The following is a 13727-nucleotide window of genomic DNA, read 5'->3' as shown; positions in this document are numbered from 1 at the left end:
TCGGGGGAGGGGAGCGGACGGATCGAGCCTGAGTCGGGAACGTCGGCGAGTTTCTGTGCGCCCAGCTGATTCGATCGTTGGTAAAACAACCCAGTGCAGGAACCGGAGTCGGGCATAGACCAGCTCCTGAAACATTATCCTACGTAGATATGCGCATCTACGCATGCAGCTCACCTCTCAACCCGCAACGACACATCATCTCGACACACCTTCGCTATCGCTCAACAAAAGCCGCAAGGAGGGCGGGGGGCGAAAGCGGTGCGCTATGTTGCCGCGGTTGCGACGATGTATCCCTTGGGATCGCGCCAGCTCTGGCCGGGATGATGAGCGAACCAATCCTCGATGTCTTCGCTCATGTCGGTCAGAATCGCTTGCCGCTGGGGGTGATCGGGGGTGACGCCATGGAAGCCGAACAATGCTTCGGCGAAGCGGATCAGCGGTGCGGCAGCATCGAAGACGAGGGCGTTGTCGGAGCGGTGGATCCGGACGGTGCCGAAGGTGTCGATCATCATCGCAGGCAGCGTGTCGGAATCGACGGTTGCGGTGAAGGCTTCGGTGGTCGTGATGCCGTAGCTACCCGCATGGGCGGCAATCAGTTCCGTGGTGCGCGGGCAGGTGTGCGGGTGGTTCACCACGACGGCGACAGCGCCGCCGGGCTTCGTGGTGCGTCGGAACTCGGCGAGGGCGGCTCTCGGGTCGGGCACGTGGTAGAGCATGTGCCGTGCGGTGACCACGTCGAAGGTGTTGTCGTCGAAGGGGATCTGCTCGGCGTAGGCGAGCACCGCTTGCACGCCGGGGATGGCCGCGGCCGCGGCGACCATGGCGGGTGAGGTATCGATGCCGACCAGTGGGCCGTGGTGTCCGCGTGCGGCGAGGTTTGCGAGGAATCGGGCATCGCCGCAGCCGATGTCGGCGAGGTGCTCGGTTCCGGTCAGCTCGATCGCGGCGAGCACGTCGGTGCCGGGGTCGTCGGGCTTCTCGGAGTATTTCCGGTGCGTGTCGATGCGCGCCTGCAGCGGCGTCGGATCGGCGTATTCGACTTCGAGGCGGGGGCTGCTCATCGGTGGTCGTCCTTCGGTCCGGTGGCCGGCGGTGACGCTTTCCGGCGGTGAGCGTACCTCCGTGGACGGCGTTGTCGAGCGGTTTCGGCGCGCGAGGCGCTGTCAGACGTGCTCGGAGCGTGCTGCGCTGGCGACGGGGAGTTTCATGGTGACCGGGTCGGTGATCGGTGTGGACTTCACCAGGTCGTGCAGATCGCTGGTGCCGGGGCGTTCATCGTCGAGGACAGGTTCGCCGAGGCCGATCTTCTGCTGGATGTGTTTCATCCAGGCCGGTGCCCACCAGCAGTCGTCGCCGAGGAGTTTCATGATCGCGGGGACCAGGAGCATGCGCAGGATGGTGGCGTCGATGAACAGCGCGGCGATCATGCCGTAGGCGATGTACTGCATCATCACGAGATCGGAGAAGGCGAAGGCGCCGGTGACGACGAGCAGGATGAGTGCGGCGGCGGTGATGATGCGGCCGGTGTGTGCGGTGCCGGTGCGGATGGCTTCGCTGGTGCTCGCGCCCTTGGCGCGGGCCTCGACCATGCGGGAGAGCAGAAAGACTTCGTAGTCGGTCGAGAGGCCGTAGATGATCGCGATGATGAGTACGAGCACCGGCGCCATGATCGGTTGTGGTGTGAAGTTGAGCAGGCCTGCGCCGTGTCCGTCGATGAAGATCCAGGTCAGGATGCCGAGGGTGGAGCCCAATCCGAGTGCGCTCATGAGTGCGGCCTTGATCGGCAGGACCAGTGATCCGAAGGTGAGGAACATCAGGATGGTGGTGATGAGCAGGACCATCGCGATCATGAAGGGCATGCGGTACAGCAGGGCGTCGATGCTGTCTTTCTCGATTGCCGGTTTGCCGCCGACCATGAGGGTGACGCCGTCGGGAATGTCCATGGCGCGCAGGTATTCGATGGTTGTGCCGCCCTTGGCGGTGTCGATGAGCGGTGCTTGTAGTCGGTAGACGTCGGGACGCGATGGGGCGGGTGTCGGGACGCCGAATTTCTGGGCGAGGCCGGGTGCTTCGTTGGCTCGTCGCGTGACTTCGCCGACGTCGAGTGAATTGTCGGAGGTGATGATCAGCTGTAGCGGATCGGTTGGGCGGAGGTGGAACAGTTCGTCGAAGTCCTGCTGGGCGGTTCGGACCGGGTTGTCGGTGGGTAGGTATTTTTCGCTCATGCCGCCGAAGACGAGGTTCTTCATCGGCAGGATCAGCAGGAACAGTCCGATGCAGAGGGGGATGGCGATGCGTAGTGGGCGTTGCATGACCCAGCCGGTGGCGCGTCCCCAGAAGCCGTTCTCTACTTCGTCGGCGGTCTTGGTTTTGCGGAATCGTTTGAGTCCGAGCAGGTCTACGCGCGGGCCGAGGATCGCGAGGATTGCCGGCAGGATGGTGATGGCGGTGAGGGCGGCGAGCGAGACGGTCGCGATGGCGCCGTAGGCGAGGGATTTGAGGAAGCCCTGTGGGAACAGCAGCAGTCCGCCGAGGCTGGCGATGATCATGGTGGCGGAGAAGACGACGGTGCGTCCTGCGGTCATGACGGTGCGTCGGACGGCGGTGGGGGTGTCGTAGCCTTCGGCGAGTTCTTCGCGGAATCGGCTGACTATGAAGAGGCCGTAGTCGATGGCGAGGCCGAGTCCGACCATGGATACCACGCCGTTGACGAAGGAGTTGACTTCGGTGAAGTTGGTGAGGATTCGGACGACGCCGCCTGCGCCGAGCACGGTGAGGCCGCCGATGATCAGTGGTAGTGCGGCGGCGACCAGGCCGCCGAAGATGAAGAACAGCAACACCGCGACGGCGGGGAGGGCGAGTTTCTCCATGCGTTTGGTGTCGGTGGTGATCGTGTCGCTGAGGGTGCCGCCGACGGCTTGCAGGCCGGCGATTTGGACCTGGACTCCGGGGAGGAGGAAGGCGTCCTTGACTTTTCGGAAGTTACGCACCATGTCGGTGTCGTTGTCGCCGCGGATGGCGAGTGCGGCGAAGGCTGTGGTTTTGTCGTTGGTGGCGGCCTGTGCTCCGCTGAGTTTTCCGGTTTCGGTGCGCCAGTAGGCGCCGTTGATGCCGGTGATCTCGGTGGGATGTTCGCGGGGGAGGCGGTTGAGGTGGTCGACTACCGCGGTGCTGAAGGCGGGGTCGTCGACGGTTTTGCCGGCGGGTGCGGTGAACAGCAGGATGACGTCGCCGTCGTGGTTGCGGCCGAAGGCTTCGTCGGCGAGGCGGCCTGCGCGGGCGGATTCGGAGGTGGGGTCGTCGAGTCCGCTGGAGCTGAGGTGGTCTTCGAGACCGATGCCGTAGCCGCTGAGGGCCAATAGTGCTGCGACGGTGATGCCGAGGACGGCGAATCGGAAGCGATGGACGAGGTTCCCCCAGCGTGCGAACATCAGCCGATTCCTTGCGTGGGGCGGCGGGGCGGCGGGGCCGACGCTGGTCTGGGGTGTGCTGCGCCGGTCGGCAAGGGGCTGCATCCTTTCCGCGGGTGGACGCACGGTGCGCTTGTCATCAAAGGTACAGATGGGGCTGGTGTGCTCAGATGCTGTGCAGTTCGGCTTCGTGGAGGTCGTCGGGGAAGACGAAGCGGCGGAATGCCCAGAAGCGGAAGACCATTGCGAGCAGGACGCCGAGGATTTGGCCGGTGATGAAGTTGGCTATGGCCTGGGTGACGGGTCCGACGTGGGGCACTCTGAGGTCGAGTAGGTAGAGCGAGATGGCTTGGGGGAGCAAGGTGACGCCGATGCCGAGTGCGCTGATGGCGAAGAAGAGTGCGGCTTCGTGGTGGCGTTGGCGGCCGCCTCTGGTGCGGAAGGACCATTCGCGGTTGAGGATGTAGGAGGCGATGGTGGCGATGAGTACGCCGAGAAGTCGTGCGGTGAGTGGTTTTTCGCCGAGGACGGTGAGTTTTACCGTGTAGACGACGCCGGTGTCGATGAACCAGGTGATGGCGCCGACAACGGCGAACTTCAGCAGTTCGCGATGTTGGATCGCCTTGGAGCGGTAGGGCTCTGGTATTCGATCGAGTGCGGGCTGCACGAGTGACACGCCACCGACTATAACGGCGTGTCAGTGGGTGTGCCTGGTCGTGGGTTATCGGATGCGGTTGTCGGTGGTGAGTGGGAGGTGGGTGGGGCCGAGGATTTTGCCGAGTGTGGTGGCGAGGGTGGTGAGTTCGTCGGTGTCGAGTTTTTCGGCGAAGTGTTTGTCGATGTTGGTGAGGTAGTGGGGTGCGGATTCGTGGAGGCGGGTGCGGCCTGCGTCGGTGATCGAGACGAACGCGGATCTGGCGTCGTCGGGGTTGGTTCGGCGGGTGAGGAGGCCTGCGGTCTGCATTTCGGTGACGAGTCTGCTGACTCGGGTGCGGCTGAGGACGACGCGGTCGCCGAGGTCGGTCATGCGGAGTGGTTCGGTGCCATCGAGTTCGAGTAGGACGTCGTACCAGGCCAGGGGTAGTCCGAAGGATTGGCGCAGGTCGGTGTCGAGTTGTGGGACGAGCTGTGCGTGCACGCGGAGTAGTGCCGACCATGCGGCGGCGGCGGCGCGGCGGTGCTTTTCGGAGTTCGTCACGTGGTGATCCTATCCATTATGTGCGCCTGCACGTTTATGATAATCTGTGTGCGCACGCACATAAATGTGTTGTCGAGGAAGGAAATTTTCATGACCACAGTGATCACCCGGACCGAACTGGCCGCCGCGATCGAGGCGGGTGCGGTGACGGTGCTCGATACCCTCGGTGCCGGCTACTACGAGAAGGCGCACCTGCCCGGCGCGCTCACCCTGGTGGCATCCGAGGTGGATTCCCGTGCCGCCCAGCTGCTTCCGGATCGGAGTGCGCCCGTCGTCACCTACTGCTCGAACCTGGCGTGTCAGAACAGTGAGATCGTTGCCGGGAAACTGCGTGCGCTCGGCTATACGAACGTGCGTGCCTACCGCGCCGGAATCCAGGACTGGACCGAAGCGGGTCTGCCGGTCGAGTCCGAATCCTGACCGGAGTCCAGGTCGTCGTGCCCGCCCCGACCTTGCCGATCGGCTCGGTATGGTCGAGGCGTGCCGCCCACCGTACGGGTAGCTTGTCGAGGCCGATAGCGACGGCGTTCCCGATGTTGAACCAATAGCGGTGCAGCGCTTAGAGTTTCGTTCGCGTCAGCGGAGGATCCGGCCGTTGCGGCCGGTCCGGAGCAAGTGATGGTATTTGGCCGGTTCGGCGGTGGTGGCGGCGCGTACATGCTGCGGGCGGATGTCGGATGCGAGCTCGACGAGTCGTCCATGTTTCATGATCCGCCGGTGTGTCCGAACTACGGGGCCATTTGGCGGATCAAGGGGAAGCGGGGGCTCTGGCTGGCCGGCTACGGTGGTGTGATGACCGCGCATCTGACGCATTGGGGAGTGTTCGAGGCTGGTAGTGACGGTGAGCGGCTGACCTCGGTGCGGCCGTGGCGTGGTGATCCGGAGCCGATGGCGTTGATCGACAATGTCGCCTCCGCGCAGCATCATCGGACGCGGATCGACCAGCCGTATGTGCGCAGGGGGTGGCTGGAGCACGGGTCGGGGCCCGCGCGGCGTGGTGACGAGCCGTTTGTTCCGGTGTCGTGGGAGACCGTGGTGGGGTTGCTCTCGGGTGAGCTGAGTCGGGTCTATCGCGAGTACGGTGCGGAGTCGGTGTACGGCGGGTCTTATGGGTGGGCCAGTGCCGGGCGGTTTCATCACGCGCAGAGTCAGGTGCATCGGTTCCTGAACTGTCTCGGCGGGTATGTGCGGCATGTGAACAGCTACAGCCTCGGCGCGTCGAGTGTGCTGTTGCCGCATGTGATCGCCGATATGTCGGTCCTGGAAGGGCAGGCGACGGCCAAGAGTGTGCTTGCGGAGCATACGGATTTGGTGGTGGCCTTCGGCGGGTTGTCGCCGAAGAACTCGGCGGTTTCTCCGGGTGGAGTGTCACGTCACAACACGCGGACGTGGATCGGTGCGGCGCGGGCGCGTGGCTGCCGGTTCGTGTCGATCAGCCCGTTGCGTGACGATATCCCGGCCGAAGCGCAGGCCGAGTGGCTCGCGCCGCGGCCGGGTAGCGATGCGGCGCTGATGGTGGCGTTGGCGCAGGTGTTGGATGCGGAGGGGTTGGCGGACCAGGATTTTCTCGACCGGTACACCGTCGGTTACGAGCGCTTCGCCGGCTATCTGCGTGGCGAGCGCGACGGGGTCGTGAAGGGGCCGGAGTGGGCGGCGCAGATCTCCGGGCTGCCTGCCGGTGAGATCCGGGCGTTGGCGCGCGATATGGCTGCGGTGCGGACGATGGTGACCGTGAGTTGGTCGCTGCAGCGTGCCGAGCACGGTGAGCAACCGCTGTGGCTGGGGGTGGTGCTGGCGGCGATGCTCGGTCAGATCGGGCTGCCCGGTGGCGGTTTCGGTCACGGCTACGGGTCGACGGCACACGTCGGTGAGGCCGCGCGCGCCTATTCGGTGCCGAAATTCCCGCAGGGCCGCAACGGTGTCGACACGTTCATCCCGGTCGCCAGAATCGCCGACATGCTGCTGAACCCCGGTGCGGACTATGACTACGACGGTCGGACACTGACCTACCCGGACATCAGGCTCGTGTACTGGTGCGGCGGGAATCCCTTTCACCACCATCAGGATCTGGCCAGGTTGCGTGCGGCGTTTGCGCGCCCGGAAACAGTGGTCGTGCACGATGCGTTCTGGACCGCGACCGCCCGGCATGCCGACGTGGTGCTTCCCGCGACGATGTCGATCGAACGCGACGACTACGGCGCTGGGCCGAACGATCGGGTCTTCTTTCCGATGCCCGCGCTGACCAGGCCGCAGGGGCAGGCGCGTGACGATTATGCGATCTTTGCCGAGTTGGCCGAAACCCTCGGTGTCGGAAAGGAATTCACCGAGGGCCGCACGGCGCAGGAATGGTTGCGGCAGCTGTATCGGGAGTGGCAAACCCACCGCGGTGACGAAGTCCCGGACTTCGAGATGTTCTGGGACAGCGAGCCGCTCGAGCTTCCGATACCCGATCCCGATCAGGTGTTGTTCGCGCAGTTCCGTGCCGATCCGGAACGTTTCCCGTTGACCACCCCCAGCGGGAAGATCGAGATCTTCTCCGAAACCATCGACGGTTTCGGCTATCCGGACTGTCCAGGGCAGCCGGTGTGGATGGAACCGGAGGAATGGCTGGGTGGGCCGGCGGCCGCACAGTTCCCGCTGCAGCTGATCGCCAATCAGCCCCGCACCAAGTTGCACAGTCAGCTCGATGTCGGCGCGCACAGTCGATCGGCGAAAATTGGTGGGCGAGAACCGGTTCGGCTGCATCCCGATGATGCGGGTGCGCGCGGCGTCGGGGACGGCGACATCGTGCGGATCTTCAACGACCGGGGCAGCTGTCTGGCGGGGGTCGTTGTCGATGACGGGGTGCGCGTCGGTGTCGCGCAGCTGTCGACGGGCGCCTGGTACGACCCCGACCCCGCGGATCCCAGCTTTTGCAGGCACGGTAACCCGAATGTGCTGACCGCAGATCGCGGGACCTCGCCGCTGAGTCAGGGCTGTACCGGTCAGCTCGCGCTCGTGGAGATCGAGCGGTTTCGAGGCACCGTGCCCGAGCTGGCCGTCGATCGCCCACCCCGGATCATCTAGTGTGTCTCCCGCCACTTTTGGTGGGCCTGACCGGGGGTAAGGCAGTGAGGGTGGTCTCAGTGCGCGCTTCGGTGCGCTCGTCGGGTGCCGGCGTCTGTCAGGATTCGAGGATGGTGTCCAATCCCTTGCCTGCTGTCGCCCGACGGCTCGCCGCGCAACGCTGGGTCATGCGCATGGCGCCGGTGGTGTTGTGGCTGGAGCGTGTGGTGCGCCGGGTGAGCGGTGGCAAACGTGGCATCCTCGATCTGGCGGGGCTGCCGTCGATCGAGATCACCGTCGTGGGCCGAAAGACCGGGCTGCCACGCACGACGGCGCTGTTGTATGTGCCGCACGACGAGAACTTCCTTGTCCTGGGGTCCAATTGGGGCAGCGTGAAGCATCCGGTGTGGTCGGCGAACCTGCGCGCGGCGAGCACGGCCAGCGTGCGGACCAAGTCCGAACGGCTCGAGGTCACCGTCACCGAGATCACGGGAGCGGACCGCAAACGGGCCTGGGACCTGGCCGTGGAGTTCTGGCCGGGCTATGAGATGGAGTACGAGCTCTCCGGCGGTCGCGAGTTCCGCATTTTCGAGCTTCGCCGGGTCTGACGTTCGCCGGATCCGCGCGTTCACTGTCGCCAGTCGGCTGCGGGCTAGGCCGGGGTGTGCCGGGACATATTTGCCCGCAGCCTCCTACAGGCTGAAGTGATCGGCGTAGACCAATCGTTCGGTGGCGCGCGGTGTCTGCTCGCCGGGCACCGGATCGGCGGGCAGCACTTCGTATTCCTCGATCTGTACCCGCAGATCGTCGGACGTCCCCGGTGTCAGCAGCTGCTGCTCGGGCTTCAGGGGCAGCGCCGCGGACCAGGTCGCTTCGAAGGACCCGAATCGTACGCCGGCCAGCTCGCACGGCACCGAGACGATGTCGATCCAGTCGATGTCGGAGCCGGAGGTCGTATTCCGGGCTTGCAGCGTCGCCACCACCCGCCGCGACTTCGACAGCGCATCCCGGAAAGTGTCGCGGTCGCTCGGCGGTGTCGGTCTGTCGGAGCCCGGCGTTGCGGTCACGGCGGTCACGCCGGTCACGCTGATCCGTACCTCGCCGTCCTCGGGTCGGCTCAACGTTCCGATCCGCTCTGGTGGCAGCTGTAGGAAGTCCGTAGCGACGACCTCGGAGAACGCCATGCCCGGAATCGAGTTGGGTTGATATCTGGCGACCGACAAACGCAGGAACGGCCAGATCGCGTCGGCGGAGTCCAGGACCACGTCGACGAACCAGCGCTTGCGCTCCCGATGAAACTCGGGGCGGAACGGTAGGCGTTGATCACCTTGTCCCTGTCCTCGGGTTTGTCGGACTTGCGTTCCCTGACGACGTGCGCGACCGGGCGACCGGGCTTGTCCTGTGGTACCAGCGTCAACTGCACCGCACGCTGCTCCCACGCGGAAAGCACCGGCACCTCATAGGTGTTCTGCATCTCGGGCCCGGCCAGGATCGGGTCGCGCGCCCAGAGGCTGACCTCATCGTCCTTACCCTTGGCGAGCTCCGCATCACCGGTGGTGAGGATGGCCAGCATCTCGCCGTCGCCGCTGGAGTACCACGGCCGGTCCAGCCAGATGCGGACACCGCTGCGCCGAATCCGCCTGACGGCGAAGGGATGTTCGGGCTCGGTCGTCTGCTCCCACTGGAACATCGGGATCACATCGCGCACCACCGGCGGGAGCGGCGGCGCCGAACTCGGGATGTTCACCGCGACCTCGTTGCCCGCCGACGCCTCGTCATCCGCGCTGGGAAGCTCGTCGGGCAGGAAGAACTCCCGATAACGCGATATGCCGTGTAAGCGGTAGTGCACAGTGCGGGCCTTGGTGTCCGGCAGCGTGTGGATGGCAGTCCGGACGTCTATTTCGCTGATGCGCTTGCCGACTTTGTGACCGCCGTCCTGCAGCGTGAACAGCGACCCGCGCTCGTGCTCCTGGATATGGTGATCGACGACGATCGCTGTGGTGCCGCTCAGCGTGGGCTCGTCGGTGCCGGGGTCGTCGATAAGGTCGAGCCGGTAAGGTGCCTCGATCGCGGTCTGGTCGGGCGCCGGCACCGCGAGTGGCACAGTGGCCTCGGGTGGGCGTCGCTGTCCGTCCTTCAGCCGTGGTACCGCCAGCGGCGGTACCCGCAGTCCCAGCGTGCTCAGCGCACCGGACACCGTGAACGGCAGCTCTGTTCCCTTGGGCAGTTCGAACACAACTCGCGAGTCGTCGGCCGCGCGTGCCCGCGCCACCGTCGGCTCTGGTGCTCCGGTGAACGTTGCCTCCTCGTGCAGGTTCTGCACGCCGAAGCGGATGATGATGTGCGCGTCCTCGGTGACCGCGACGAGTCGCGACCCGCGCGGGTGATCGGGAGTGGGACCGGGCTGACCGCTCAGTCCGGGGATGACGAGGACCTGGTCGGGAAAGATCGCGTGCGGGTTGCCGATGTCGTTCGCCGCGGTGATCAGGTGATACTTGAACGGGTCACCATAGAATCGTTCGGCGAGGTCCCAGAGCGTGTCGCCGGATATCACCGTGTGAGTAAACGGGGGAGCGGGCCGAGGCGGCGCCGGACGCGGGGGGATGACCAGAACCTGGCCCGGGAAGATCCGGTTCGGGTTGGGGATCTGGTTGGCGGCAGCGATCAATGGGAACAGCCGTGGGTCGCCGTAGAACCGTTGCGCCAGGTCCCACAATGTGTCGTCGGGGCTTACCGTGTGGGTGGTCATCGCGGGGACCGGCGGACCCTCGTCGGTGCGGATTCGGCATCCGATCGCCTCACATCGCAGGTTCAACAGATCCGTGGGACGCAGCAGCCGGAAGAGGATCGGCGGCGGGGGCGGTTCGGGTTCAGGCCCGGGCGCAGGTGGCCGCCTCGGTGGTGGAGGTGGGGGTGGCGGCGCGAGGTCTGGTATCTGCAAATTCTGGCCGGGGAAGATCAGATCAGGATTGGCGATTCCGTTCGCTTGGGCGACGATCGGGAATTTCATCCCGTCACCGTAGAATTGCAGCGCAATGCCGAACAGTGTGTCGCCATGCTCGACGGTGTAGATGCGAGGCATCACGCACCTCCTGCGTTGGTGGTCGAGGTTGTGGCCGAAAGTACGACCGCGCCGCCATGCGCACACGAGTAGCCGCTACTCGAATCCCGACGTGTGAACATCCGCTCATGTCGCGCTGTCCGAACCGGCCACCGAACTGCCCGCGAGCGTGGAGAAGTTCAAGTCGCGGTATGCGACGTTCGGGTTCAGTGATACGGCGAGCCTCGAGGTCGGCACCTTGTGGGCGACTGCGTTCGCGTTGACGACGTCGAGTGCCGTCGACGAGACAATCGTCGGCGAGCTTGTTAAGAAAGCGGTGAGCTGGGCACTGAGCAAGCCGGTAGGCCCGGATGTGGACCAGTTGGCCACAGCACACTGTTTTGCCGATACCGTGCCTGTCGGGCCGGGCACGGTATCGGCTTCAGTGGTCGCCGGTACGGCGATGGCGATGAGCCCCTGCCGCGAGGCAGCGGGGGCGAATGTTGTTCGGACGGTGCGGCTTCGAAGGATTACACCAGCCCGAGGCGACCTCGAAACGGTCGCCACACTATGACGTCGCCACCAGGATCTGTTCCGACTCCGTGGGGCGCAGCCCGTCTGTGCGGTCGGTGAAGTAGCGACGGTTGATGTCGCTGGGCGAAATGTGCTGGGTGGCAGCGAAACCCGCGTCCTCGGCCAGCGCCACGATCTCGTCGGGACCGAAGAAACTGATGAACGGAGTGCCCGATTCGCGGGCGCCCTGCTCGACATACCGGCGCAGCTGCTGTTCGTCGGGGCCGACGAGTTCGAGCGGCAGCATGAATGTCGTGGCCAGAGTAGAGCCGGGCGCGAGCTTCGCAAGCTGGTGCAGGGTGGCGATATTCGTCTCCTTGGTGAGGTACATGGAGACGCCGGTGGATGCCACGACCGCCGGGCGGTCCGGGTCGAAACCGGCGGCTGTCAGCCGATCCCACCACGAGTCCACCTCGAAATCGACGGGGACCAGACGTAACCATTCCGGGACGCCGTATCCGAGCTCGGTGAGGCGTTGTCGCTTCCATGCCTGGGGGCCGGGTTGGTCGATCTCGAACACCGTCAGGCGTGCGGCGAGCTCGGGTCGGCGTTGCGCGAAGGTGTCGAGTCCGGCGCCGAGCAGAACGTACTGATCCACGCCACGCTCGATCTGTTCGGCGAGGAGGTCCTCGATGAAGCGGGCCCGGGACACGATGCCTGCTCGCATCTGGCTGGTGGTCTGCGGGTCCATATCCGGGCGACGTCGCCAATCTTCCTCGGGCGATGCCAGCCGCAGACCTATCTCGTCGCGGAATACGTAAGGGGGCGAATCGATCTGCACGTGCATCGCCCGCCACAGCGCGACCCGGATCGCGGTGCTGTCCGGCGCGACCTGCTCGTCCGGTATGGCGATCACTGCTTGCCCGCCGGTGCTTGCAGGCTCCAGAGCCGCCCGTCCGGGTCGCGGACGGTCATCTCCTGGGTCCCGTAGTGGGTCGGCTCGAACTCGGTGACGATATCGACTTCGCCGCCGGGGCGGTTCTGCGTGCCGGCGACCTTCAGAACCAGCTGCGTGCGCGGCTGCTGAGTCGTAGGGACCTCGGCAACGAAAACGCTGGGACCGTCACCGTTGCGGAACTGGCCCGAGTTGTGGTCGGTTTCGAACTCCACCTCGAATCCCAGCTCCTGCAGAAACTTGGCCGCCTTGCCCCAATTGTGGGTTTCCAGGAGCACGGCCTCGATACCTTCGGTCGTCATATCAATCCTTTCCCGACGATGACTGCCGGTGGGTGTCGTCGAGGTATGCCCGCAGCGCGTCGGCGACCAGTGCCGACAATGACATTCCCGACTCGATCGACTGAAATTTGACCTGCTTGATCAGCCCGATCGGCAGATAGACGTTGAACTGCTTCACATCCTCGTCGCCCACAGCACGATGCTAGCATGCTAGCAATCTAGCCGCCAACGCTCGGCTCGCCTCAGGGGATGGACAAGCGGACGGCAACGGCGTAAAGCTGTTGATGAAGTGCCGACTACCCGGTCTGAACGATCCACCACCCTCGGTGCGAGAGCCGGGATCAACTTCGAGGCGAGCGACGATGGGTGAGAATCTCGGCGCGAGCACCTCCAACCTCGGTGGCGTCCGCGCGACGGCAACGCAGACCGCGTTGACGACCCTGGTTGCGCAGTTCGCCGAACGCTGGCACTCATCGAGCGAACCACCCAATCTGTCGGTTCACTTGCCGACGGAGCCCGCGCTGCGGCGAACCGTGCTGATCGAGCTGATCAAATTGGATATGCACGAACGCTGGTCGCGCAGCGACGACGCGCTCCGCCTTGCCGACTATCGCGAACAGTTCCCGGAACTGGGCACTGCTCCGCTGCCGCCGGATCTCATCTACAAGGAGATCAGCGCCCGCAGCCGCCGCAACGACGTCGACCTGACCGAATACCAGCACGACTACCCGACCCAGATGGCGCGCATCACCGAGAGTTTCGACCGCAGCGGCCCGCGCACCACGCTGCTGGCCGACCCCACCGCGCTCGATGCCATCGACACCATTGCTCCGGGCGCCACCATCGACGACTTCGACCTGCTGCTGCCGCTGGGCCGCGGCGCGTTCGCGCGGGTATTCCTGGCTCGGCAGCGATCGATGGGCCGGCTGGTCGCGGTAAAGATCTCCCACGACCGCGGCACCGAACCACAGACCTTGGCCCAGCTCGACCACGACCACATCGTCCGTGTCTTCGATCAACGCCAGATCACCGAACAGCATCTGAAACTCATGTACATATGGATCCTGGCCATGGGCATCTTCCTGGTGAAGCTGCTGTCGCTCGGGCCGCTGCCGGCCGGATTGCTGGCAAATCTCATCGCCTCGAGCCTCATTGCGGCCGCGGCGGCGGTTGTGTATACGTACTTTCCAGCCACATTCTTCGTCTTGCGCTGGTACTGGTTGCCGCCGGGCACACCTATCCCGACGACTCGACCCGGCTACACCGGCTGATCTGGCGCAGCCGC

At 65.1% G+C, this 13727-nt stretch carries 14 protein-coding genes; 5 read left to right on the top strand and 9 right to left on the bottom strand.

Going from position 1 to position 13727, the window contains the following annotated elements:
- Positions 1-263 precede the first annotated feature (263 nt).
- From OHA42_RS24870 to OHA42_RS24855, 4 genes are all read right to left on the bottom strand, one after another.
- Positions 264-1061, bottom strand: coding sequence for a class I SAM-dependent methyltransferase (locus OHA42_RS24870; protein WP_406230261.1), 798 nt, complete (start codon positions 1059-1061; stop codon positions 264-266).
- Between the two features lie 102 nt (positions 1062-1163).
- Complete coding sequence (locus OHA42_RS24865; RefSeq protein ID WP_406230260.1) at positions 1164-3431, bottom strand: MMPL family transporter; 2268 nt, start codon at positions 3429-3431, stop codon at positions 1164-1166.
- Positions 3432-3576: 145 nt separating this feature from the next.
- Entirely contained in the window at positions 3577-4086 is a 510-nt protein-coding gene (locus OHA42_RS24860; protein WP_406230259.1) for a GtrA family protein, read from the bottom strand.
- 45 nt (positions 4087-4131) lie between these two features.
- On the bottom strand, positions 4132-4608 hold the full coding sequence (locus OHA42_RS24855) for a MarR family winged helix-turn-helix transcriptional regulator (RefSeq protein WP_406230258.1): 477 nt from the start codon (positions 4606-4608) through the stop codon (positions 4132-4134).
- Between the two features lie 90 nt (positions 4609-4698).
- On the opposite strand from OHA42_RS24855, the gene OHA42_RS24850 reads away from it, so the two are divergent.
- The 3 genes from OHA42_RS24850 (at position 4699) to OHA42_RS24840 (ending at position 8261) form a co-directional block, all read left to right on the top strand.
- Entirely contained in the window at positions 4699-5028 is a 330-nt protein-coding gene (locus tag OHA42_RS24850; RefSeq protein WP_406230257.1) for a rhodanese-like domain-containing protein, read from the top strand.
- A gap of 372 nt (positions 5029-5400) precedes the next feature.
- Entirely contained in the window at positions 5401-7674 is a 2274-nt protein-coding gene (locus OHA42_RS24845) for a molybdopterin-dependent oxidoreductase (RefSeq protein WP_406239585.1), read from the top strand.
- Between the two features lie 110 nt (positions 7675-7784).
- The gene (locus OHA42_RS24840) at positions 7785-8261 is read left to right on the top strand and encodes a nitroreductase family deazaflavin-dependent oxidoreductase (RefSeq protein WP_406230256.1); all 477 of its coding nucleotides are present in this window, start codon (positions 7785-7787) and stop codon (positions 8259-8261) included.
- Between the two features lie 84 nt (positions 8262-8345).
- Here OHA42_RS24840 and OHA42_RS24835 read toward each other — a convergent pair whose 3' ends face one another.
- Positions 8346-8774 (bottom strand): hypothetical protein, encoded by a 429-nt coding sequence (locus OHA42_RS24835; RefSeq protein WP_406230255.1) that lies wholly within the window; start codon positions 8772-8774, stop codon positions 8346-8348.
- On the bottom strand, positions 8771-10735 hold the full coding sequence (locus tag OHA42_RS24830) for a LysM peptidoglycan-binding domain-containing protein (protein ID WP_406230254.1): 1965 nt from the start codon (positions 10733-10735) through the stop codon (positions 8771-8773). The genes OHA42_RS24835 and OHA42_RS24830 overlap by 4 nt, the downstream gene beginning before the upstream one ends.
- A gap of 148 nt (positions 10736-10883) precedes the next feature.
- On the opposite strand from OHA42_RS24830, the gene OHA42_RS24825 reads away from it, so the two are divergent.
- Complete coding sequence (locus OHA42_RS24825; protein ID WP_406230253.1) at positions 10884-11267, top strand: hypothetical protein; 384 nt, start codon at positions 10884-10886, stop codon at positions 11265-11267.
- Here the strand turns inward: OHA42_RS24825 and OHA42_RS24820 are convergent.
- The 3 genes from OHA42_RS24820 to OHA42_RS24810 all read right to left on the bottom strand — a co-directional run bounded on the left by OHA42_RS24820 (position 11262) and on the right by OHA42_RS24810 (position 12635).
- Positions 11262-12053, bottom strand: a complete 792-nt coding sequence (locus tag OHA42_RS24820) for a class I SAM-dependent methyltransferase (RefSeq protein WP_406239583.1) — start codon at positions 12051-12053, stop codon at positions 11262-11264. The genes OHA42_RS24825 and OHA42_RS24820 overlap by 6 nt on opposite strands.
- A gap of 65 nt (positions 12054-12118) precedes the next feature.
- The gene (locus OHA42_RS24815; protein ID WP_406230252.1) at positions 12119-12463 is read right to left on the bottom strand and encodes a VOC family protein; all 345 of its coding nucleotides are present in this window, start codon (positions 12461-12463) and stop codon (positions 12119-12121) included.
- Between the two features lies 1 nt (position 12464).
- On the bottom strand, positions 12465-12635 hold the full coding sequence (locus OHA42_RS24810) for a CopG family transcriptional regulator (RefSeq protein ID WP_406230251.1): 171 nt from the start codon (positions 12633-12635) through the stop codon (positions 12465-12467).
- Positions 12636-12804: 169 nt separating this feature from the next.
- Here OHA42_RS24810 and OHA42_RS24805 point away from each other — a divergent pair, with 169 nt between their 5' ends.
- Positions 12805-13713 (top strand): hypothetical protein, encoded by a 909-nt coding sequence (locus tag OHA42_RS24805; protein WP_406230250.1) that lies wholly within the window; start codon positions 12805-12807, stop codon positions 13711-13713.
- Positions 13714-13727: the final 14 nt, after the last annotated feature.

This window comes from Nocardia sp. NBC_01009 (genome assembly GCF_045208035.1).
In the GTDB taxonomy this organism is placed as follows: domain Bacteria; phylum Actinomycetota; class Actinomycetes; order Mycobacteriales; family Mycobacteriaceae; genus Nocardia.
This window is presented reverse-complemented; position numbering and strand designations above follow the sequence as displayed.